This is a genomic window from Streptomyces termitum, from assembly GCF_014650175.1.
Classification (GTDB): domain Bacteria; phylum Actinomycetota; class Actinomycetes; order Streptomycetales; family Streptomycetaceae; genus Streptomyces; species Streptomyces termitum.
The window spans coordinates 266424-274933 of record NZ_BMUL01000008.1 but is presented as its reverse complement, the minus strand read 5'-3'; the positions used below and the strand labels follow the sequence as shown (position 1 = coordinate 274933).

The following is an 8510-nucleotide window of genomic DNA, read 5'->3' as shown; positions in this document are numbered from 1 at the left end:
GTCATGACCACCACCTCCGTCAAGCCGCCGACCCCGCCGGCCGGCGAGGCGCCGCCCCGGAGCCGCTGGGGCCTGTGGGCGCAGGCGAACTTCCGCAAGCTCTGGATCGGTGAGACCACCAGCGGCCTCGGCACCGCCGTCGGGAACGTCGCGCTCGCCCTGGTCGCCGTCGTCACCCTGGAGGCGTCCCCCTTCATGGTGGGCCTGCTCACCGCCTCCGCCTGGGTGCCCTGGCTCTTCCTCGGCCTCTTCGCCGGGGCCTGGGTGGACCGCTGGCCCCGGCTCAAGGTGATGCTCGTCTGCGACCTGCTCCTGCTGCTCCTCTTCGGCAGCGTCCCGGTCGCCGCCTGGCTGGACCTCCTCACCATGGCCCACCTGGTCCTGGTGGCCCTGCTCGCCGGCGCCGTCAAGGTCTTCCTCTCCACCGCCAACAGCGCCGTCCTGCCCACCCTGGTCGCCAAGCGCGACCTGCTGGAGGCCAACGTCAAACTGCGCTCGGGGGACGCGGCGGCGGAGATCGCGGGACCCGGCCTCGCGGGCCTGATCTCCCAGGCGTTCGGCGCCGTCAGCGGCCTCCTCGCCGACGCGCTCACCTACCTGGTCGCGGCCTTCTGCGTCGGCACCATCGACGCCGACGAGAAACCGCCGGCCGTCTCCGAACGGCGCGGCATCCTGCGGGAGATCGGCGAGGGCGTCCGCTTCCTGACCCGCGACCCCTACCTGCGGACCCTGGCGAGCTTCGCCGCCGTCGGCAACCTCGGCCTCAACGGCATCCAGGCCGTCCAGATGATCTTCCTGGTCCGCACCGTGGGCGTCACCCCCGGCGGCGTCGGCGCGGTCTTCGCCGCCGTCTCCCTCGGCGGCCTCGCCGGCGCCACCCTCGCCGGCCGCATCGCCCGCCGCTTCGGCACCGCGCGCGGACTGCTCCTGTGCGAACTGGTCGGCGCCCCCTTCATCCTCCTGCTGCCGATGGCGGGGGAGCGGCTGCCGCTGGCCGTCAGCGCGGCGGCCTGGTCGGTCGCGGTCTGCGGCGTCATCGCGGGCAACGTCATCGCCGGAAGCTTCTACCAGGCGTACTGCCCGCCCGAGATGATCGGCCGGATCCGCGCCAGCGCCTCCACCGTCAACTTCAGCGCCATCCCCGTCGGCGCCCTCCTCGGCGGCTGGCTCGGCGGCGTCCTCGGCGCCCGCACCACCCTCTGGATCATGGCGAGCGTGCTCCTCTCGGCGGGCGTGGTCCTGCTGCTGAGCCCCCTGCGCGGCCTGCGCAGCTTCCCGGAACGCCCCGCCACCCCCTCCTCCTGACCCCTTCGCCCTCCCCTCCCCGGAGTCCTCCATGCCCCGCGCCGCCCGCCCCCGCCGCCTCCTGATGTGCCGCCCGACCCACTTCGAGGTCAGCTACGCGATCAACCCCTGGATGGACCCCGCCAAACCCGTCGACACCGCGCTCGCCGTCGCCCAGTGGGAGCGGCTGTACGAGCTGTACGCCGGGCTCGGCCACCGCGTCGAGCTCATCGACCCGCTGCCCGGCCTGCCCGACATGGTGTACGCGGCCAACGGCGCCACCGTCGTCGGCGGCCGGGTCCTCGGCGCCCGCTTCCGCGACGCCGAACGAGCCGCCGAGGGCCCCGCCTACCTGGAGTGGTTCCGCTCCCGGGGCTTCACCGTCCACGACCCGGTCCACGTCAACGAGGGCGAGGGCGACCTGCTCCTCGCGGGCCGCTACCTGCTGGCCGGACGCGGCTTCCGCAGCACCCCCGCCGGACACGCGGAGGCCGGGGAGTTCCTGCGCCGGCCGGTGATCGGCCTGGACCTCGTCGACCCGCGCTTCTACCACCTCGACACCGCGCTCGCCGTCCTCGACACCGACGAGGTCATGTACTACCCCGGGGCCTTCTCCGCCGCCGGCCGGGCGGTCCTGCGGCGGCTCTACCCGGACGCGGTCCTCGTGACCGAGGAGGACGCGGAGGCGTTCGGGCTCAACGTGATGAGCGACGGCCTGCACGTGGTCCTCCCGGAGGCGGCGACCGGAGTGGCGGCCCGCCTGCGCGAACGCGGCTTCCGGCCGATCGGCACGGACCTCTCCGAACTGCTCAAGGGCGGCGGCAGCGTGAAGTGCTGCACGCTGGAGATCCGCGAGGAGGAGTGACCTGGATCCTGAATTTCGGATCCAAGATCCAAGATCCAAGATCCGGGATCCGGGATCCGGGATCCGGGATCCGGGATCCGGGATCCGGGATCCAGAGTTTTGGATATCGGATCTTGGATCCAGGGCTTTGGATCCGGGATCCGATATCCCGCCCGCCCCCCGATCAACGCTCCTTATCGCCCCGATCAACACCTTCGATCGACGTGCGGTGCTCGCACGTCGATCGGCTGTTGAACGTGCCTTGCCATGCTCCTTCCATCAGCCCGGAACGCACACCGGGAAGCCCGCACAGAACCCCTTCCCGCCAGGGAAGACGTCCCAGGGAGCAGCTATGGCGAAGCGTACGAACACCCTCGGTGCCGCCCGGATCCGCCTGACCGTCGCGGCCCTCGGCCTCGGCACCGCGATCGTCCTGGGCGTGACGGGCACGGCGATGGCCGACGGGGCGGCCGGCACCGGGCAGAACGGCGGCACCGCCTCCCCGGCCGACCCCACGCCCACCCCCACCCCGTCGGCCGGCACCGACTGGAACAGCACCGGCTCCTGACCCCGCCCGCCCCGACCCCGCCGCGCGGAATCGTTTCCCCGACGGAGGGGCCGTCACCGGCGCCTCAGGGATCGACCAGCGCCGGAGCCGGTTCCGGCAGCAGACCGGCCACCTCGGCGGCCTCCGGAAGCCCGAGCCTGCGGAAGATCTCGTACGCCTCCCGCAACCGCGTCTCCGCCTCGGCCCCGCGCCCCAGCTCCCTCAGGGAACGGCCCAGCACCAGCAGGGCGTGCGCCTGGTCCCGTTCCGCCCCCAGCTCCTCGCACAGCGCCAGCGCCTCCCCGGCCTGCTCCAGCGCCTCGCCGGCCCGGCCGAGCGAGCGCAGGCTGTCCGCCAGCCGGTAGCGCGCGTGCGCCGCCCGGTCCCGCAGACCGGCCCCCGTCGCCACCCCCAGGCACTCCCGGAACCAGGTCACCGCCTCCTCGTGCCGCCCCAGGCCGTGCAGCGCCAGCCCCAGCACGTACAGGGTGTAGGCCCGCCCGGGATCGTCCTGCCGGGTCCGCAGCTCGCCGAGGACGCCGTGGCAGATCTCCACCGCCTCCTCCGCGCGCCCGCTGCGCACCCGCGCCAGTGCCGCGTTCACCGTCGTCACCAGCGCCCCGGAGCGGTGCCCCAGCTCGTGGGCGAGCAGCAGCGCCTCGTCGTAGTGCACCACCGCCTCGTCGTACCGGCTGAGGAACTGGCAGATCAGACCGAGGTCGTTGAGCGCCTGCCGGAGGATCACCGTGTCCCCGGCGGACCGCGCCGCCTCCACCGCCCGCCGGGCGGCGGCCTCGGCGGCGTCGAGCCGCGTCGCGGCCAGGGCGACGTTCCCGCGCAGGAAGTGCGCCCGCCCGGCCGACCGCACGTCGCCGTACCGGACGGCAGCCTCCGCCAGCGCGTCCGCCGTGTCGGCGAGCTGCCGGCTCGGCGGCGTGAGGACGAAGGGCGTCAGCGCGATCAGCAGATCGATCGCCGCCCGCAACGCCGCCCCGAGCCCCCCACCGGAGCCACCCGCGCCTCCCGCCGGACCACCCGCGCCCCCGACAGGCCCCCCCGGTGCCGTGGCCTCCGCGGCGACCTGGGCGGCCAGGGCCACCGCCCCGGCGCGTTCCGCCGCCGTCCACTCCCGGGCCGCCTCCCACCCCGCCAGCGGTACGCCGGGGGAGCGGGCCGGGCCGAGGGCGCCGGCCGCCGGGTCGCCGGGCACCGCGTGCTGGAAGGCCGCGCAGGCCGTGGCCAGCAGGTGGTCCAGGAGCCGGTCGCGGGCGGCCGCCGTCTCCGGGCAGGCCGCCCCGCACTCCCCGGCGCCGGACGCCGTGGGCCGCCGCCGGGCGAAGGCCCGCAGCAGGTCGTGGTACCGGTAGCGGCCGGGGAAGGGCGATTCCACCATCGCCACGTCCACCAGGGCCTCCAGCAGGTCCTCGGCGTCGTACTCGTCGAGGTCGAGGAGGGCCGCCGCGGCGGGCAGTCCGATGTCCGGCCCGTCCACCGACGCCACCAGCAGGAACGCCCGTTCCTGGTCCGGGGTGAGCTGCCGGTAGCTCAGCTCGAAGGCGGCGGCCACCGCCAGGTCCCCGATCCGCAGTTCGTCGATGCGCCGCCGCTCCACCTGGAGCCGGCGGCTCAGCGTCTCCACGCTCCAGCCCGGCCGGGCGGCCAGCCGGGCCGCCACGATGCGGACCGCGAGCGGCAGGTGCCCGCAGGCCACCACCAGCTCCAGGGCCGCCGCCCGCTCGGCCGCCAGCCGGCCCGCGCCGATGGTCCGGCCCAGCAGCTCCAGCGCCTCCTCCGGCTGGAAGACGTCCAGGTCGACCTGGACGGCCGCCGGGAGCCCGGCGGGCCGGGTCCGCCCGGTGGTGAGCACCGCGCATCCGGCCGAGCCGGGCAGCAGCGGCCGGATCTGGGCCGCGTCCTTCGCGTTGTCGAGGACCAGCAGGAGCCGCCGCCCGTCCACCACCGAGCGGAACAGCGCCGAGCGGGCGTCCAGCCCGTCCGGCACCGCGTCCCCGGCGACGCCGAGCGCGACCAGGAACCCGCTGAGCACGGCCTCCGGGTCGGCGGGCACCGGGTCGGAGCCCCGCAGGTCCACGTAGAGCTGCCCGTCCGGGTACGCCTCCCGGACGCGGTGCGCCACGTGCAGCGCCAGCGCGGTCTTGCCGACCCCGCCCATGCCGACCACCGTGGAGATCACCAGGGCCTGGGCGGAGGGGGTGCCCAGGGCCTCGACCAGTACCCCGACCGGGGCGGCCCGGCCGGTGAAGTCGGCGGCGTCCGGCGGGAGCTGGGCCGGGCGCGGCGGCGCCGCCGGTCTCTCCCCGCCCTCCCGCTCCTCCTCGGCGGGACGGGCCGCCTCCGGGGCGGTCCCGGCGGGCTCCCGGGCCGGCTCCGGGGCCCGCTCCGCGCCCTGGGGCGGGCCCTGGGGCGCGGCGGGCGCGTCGGCCACCGGGGCGGCCGGGGCGGCCAGCGCCGGATCGCCCTCCAGGATCCTGCGGTGCAGCCGCTCCAGTCCGGCCCCCGGCGCCACGCCCAGCTCCTCCAGGAAGAGCTGCCGCACCCCCCGGTAGACCGCCAGCGCGTCCGCCTGCCGGCCGGCCTGGTAGAGGGCCCGCATCAGCAGCCCGTACGCCCGCTCGTGCAGCGGGTGTTCGGTGGTGAGCGCGGTCAGCTCCGGGATGCAGCGCGAGTGTCGGCCCAGGACCAGGTCGAGGCCGATCCGCTCCTCCAGGAGGGTCAGCCGCAGCTCCCGCAGCCGCTGCCGGTGCCGCTCGGCGAACGGCCCCGGTATCCCGGCCAGCGGCTCGCCCTGCCACAACTCCAGCGCCTGGTTGAGCAGATCGCGTGCCCGCAGCGGCTCGGACCGCGCCAGGCGCTCGGCCTCGGCGGCCAGCGACTCCGCCTCCGCCGCGTCGACGGCGAGCTTCGGCAGGGCCAGCCGGTAGCCGTCGCCCATCGAGACGAGGACGCTCGGCGCGGACCGGTCGGCCGCCCCGCCCTCCTGCGGCGGGTCCAGCACCTTGCGCCAACGCCACGCGTAGGTGCGGACGGTGGTCATCGCCGCACCCGGTGGCTCCTCGCCCCACAGCGCGTCGATCAGATCGGTCGCACTGGCCGCGTACCCCGGCCGCAGCAGGAGCACGGCCAGCATGGCCTGCTGCTGCGGACTGCCGATCTTGAGTGCGGTGCCGCCACGGCGGGCCCGCATCAGACCGAGTAACGAAAAATGGAGATCGCCCAACTCCCGCTCCCCCAACCGGCCCAGACCAGTGCGTCCGCCCCGTTCGGCGCACATGTCGGATTCTGAGGCACCTTTTAACCACAGTGCCGCACCCGGTGTCGAGAGCGTGTTGAGCCGGTGGTGATCGGGCGTTGAACCCCGCAGGTCACCATGGCCGTGCCGAGGGAGGGCCGGAGCCGTCCCCCGGTGCCACCCCCCGCCCCCTCGGCCACCCGTGCCGCCGGGACTGACCCTGACGTTCGGAGGCGGACGCCCGTGAACACCGCACTGCTCTACCGGCTGCTCGGAGCCGACCCGGCCGCCGGACCGGCCGAGCTCCTGCACCGCGCCAGGACCGGCCGCCACCTCCCCCACCTGGTGCTCTCCGCGCTGGTGCGCGACGGCGTCCGGATGGGCGAGCCCGCCCGCGCCGAACTCCACCGGGCCCGCGACCGCGCCGACGCCTACGCCCGCCTCGCCGACCGCCTCGCCACCTCCACCGGCGTCCGCGCCATCCGGGGCCTCCCGCTCGCCGGCTACTACCCGGCCGGGCTGCTGCGGCCGCTGGAGAGCCTCGACCTCGTCGCCCCGGACGAGGCGGCGCTGTGGCAGGCGGTGATCCGGCTCGTCACCGACCGGCCGGTGGAGCGCATCGAGGTCTCCCTCTTCGGCGACCGCCCCCGGCACACCGCCGTCACCGTGCACTGGCCCGCCGAGGACCCGCTCGTCGACCCGTGGTTCCGCGTCCACCTCACCACGGCCGCCCTGCCCGGCGACGGCTCGGCGGTCCCGGTCCGGCCCTTCCTCGTCGCCGACGCGCACGTCGAATGCCTCATCGCCCTCGCCGAGACCCGGCTCCACGGCCCCGTCCTGCCGCCGGGACCGGTCACCCTCCTGGACGTCGCGGGCCTCACCCGGCAGCCCTTCGAACCGGCCGAGACCGCCGCCGTCCTCGCCGCCTACCGGCTCGCCCCCGAGGCGGCGGACCTCCTCGACCACGCCGCCGACCACCTCCCGCTCGGCCGCCTCGCCGCCGTGCGCGCCGCCCTCGACCCCGAACTCGACGCGGAGCACCGCCGCCGGGCCGGCGTCCGGGCCCGGCGCGCCCCGGCCCGCCGGGGCACCCTGCTGCGGCGCACCGTCATCCGGCACACCTGGGACCGGGCCCGGCTGCTCACCCCCGCCCCGGACACCGCCCTCCTCCTCACCCCCGTCGCCGACTACCTCCTCGACCCGACCCCGGCCACCCCCCGCACCCGCGCCACCGCCCTCCGGGCCCTCCACCACTGGGACGCCCACCACGACACCCACTGCTGACCCGCGCGCCCGCGTCCCGGCGACGCGTCCCGCGCCGCCGGGGCGGACGGCGTCCGCCGGGTTACGGTCGCGGGTATGTCCGACGAGCCCGCAGGGCGCGGCCGGCGGAGGTGGGCGCGGTGCCTCCTCGGCGGGTCCGTCTTCGTGGTGTGCATGACCGGCACCACCCTCCCGACCCCGCTCTACCCCCTCTACCAGGAGAAGTTCGGCTTCTCCGAACTCACGGTCACGGTGGTGTACGCCGTGTACGCCTTCGGTGTCCTCGGCGTCCTCCTCCTCGCGGGCAACGCCTCCGACACCGTCGGCCGCCGCCCGGCCCTCCGCTGGGGACTCGGCTTCGCGGCGGCGAGCGCCGGCTGCTTCCTGGCCGCCGACGCGCTGGGCTGGCTGTACGCGGGCCGGCTGCTGTCCGGCCTGTCGGCGGGCCTCTTCACCGGCGCCGCCACCGCCTACGTCATGGAGCTGGCCCCGCCGGGCGGCGCCGCCCGCGCCACCCTCGTCGCCACCGCCGCCAACATGGGCGGTCTGGGCTGCGGGCCGCTCCTGTCCGGCCTGCTCGCCGAGTACGCCCCCGAGCCGCTGCTGCTGCCGTTCGCCGTCCACCTGGCGCTCGTCGCGGCCGCCGCCCTGGTCCTCCAGCGGCTGCCGGAGACGGTCGCCGAGCGTCGCCCCCTCAGCGCCGTACGCCCCCGCAGGCCCGCCCTGCCGCCCGAGGTGCGGGCCGTGTTCGTGCCGGCCGCCGTCGCCTCCTTCGTGGGCTTCGCCCTCTTCGGCGTCTTCACCTCGGTCGCCCCCGCCTTCCTCGGCCGCTACCTGCACGTCGACAACCACGCCGTCACCGGCCTCGTCGTCGCCCTCGCCTTCTTCGCCTCGATCGCCGGGCAGACCGCCGCCGGCCGCGTCGGACCGGTCCGCTCGCTGCCCCTGGGCTGCGCCGTCCTCCTCGCCGGTCTGGCCCTGCTCTCCGCCGCCCTCCTCACCGACCTGCTCGTCCTCGTCGTCCTCGCGGCCCTGGTCGGCGGCACCGGCCAGGGCCTGGCCTTCCGCGCCGCGCTCTCGGCCGTCGCCGCCGCCTCCCCGGCCGACCGGCGGGCCGCCGTCATCTCGTCCCTCTTCGTGGTCGCGTACACCGGCATCTCCCTGCCCGTCATCGGCGTCGGGCTGCTCGCCGGGCCCCTCGGCCTGGAGGGGGCCGGGCAGGTCTTCCTCGTCTGCATGCTGGTGCTCGCCGCCTCCGCCGGCGGCTACCTGCTGCGACGGGCCCGGCCGGGAACCGTAGGGTGAAAGCCGTACGGGAACGG

General features: G+C 76.0%; 6 protein-coding genes. 5 read left to right on the top strand and 1 reads right to left on the bottom strand.

All coding sequences use genetic code 11. The features are described 5' to 3' along the window. Positions 1–3 precede the first annotated feature (3 nt). From IE219_RS17700 to IE219_RS17690, 3 genes are all read left to right on the top strand, one after another. Complete coding sequence (locus tag IE219_RS17700; protein ID WP_189978416.1) at positions 4–1305, top strand: MFS transporter; 1302 nt, start codon at positions 4–6, stop codon at positions 1303–1305. Between the two features lie 31 nt (positions 1306–1336). After that, the gene (gene ddaH, locus IE219_RS17695) at positions 1337–2149 is read left to right on the top strand and encodes a dimethylargininase (protein ID WP_189978414.1); all 813 of its coding nucleotides are present in this window, start codon (positions 1337–1339) and stop codon (positions 2147–2149) included. Positions 2150–2480: 331 nt separating this feature from the next. Continuing rightward, entirely contained in the window at positions 2481–2696 is a 216-nt protein-coding gene (locus tag IE219_RS17690; RefSeq protein ID WP_189978412.1) for a hypothetical protein, read from the top strand. A gap of 64 nt (positions 2697–2760) precedes the next feature. Here the strand turns inward: IE219_RS17690 and IE219_RS17685 are convergent, their stop codons facing one another. Beyond that, a complete protein-coding gene (locus tag IE219_RS17685) occupies positions 2761–5880 on the bottom strand; it encodes an AfsR/SARP family transcriptional regulator (protein ID WP_229849821.1) in 3120 nt (1039 codons plus the stop codon). A gap of 288 nt (positions 5881–6168) precedes the next feature. On the opposite strand from IE219_RS17685, the gene IE219_RS17680 reads away from it, so the two are divergent. Both IE219_RS17680 and IE219_RS17675 read left to right on the top strand, forming a co-directional pair. Then, positions 6169–7209 carry a hypothetical protein gene (locus IE219_RS17680; protein WP_189978410.1) on the top strand — a complete coding sequence of 347 codons (1041 nt, stop codon included), beginning with the start codon at positions 6169–6171 and terminating at the stop codon, positions 7207–7209. A 75-nt stretch (positions 7210–7284) separates the two neighbouring features. Continuing rightward, a complete protein-coding gene (locus IE219_RS17675; RefSeq protein WP_189978408.1) occupies positions 7285–8493 on the top strand; it encodes an MFS transporter in 1209 nt (402 codons plus the stop codon). Positions 8494–8510 lie beyond the last annotated feature (17 nt).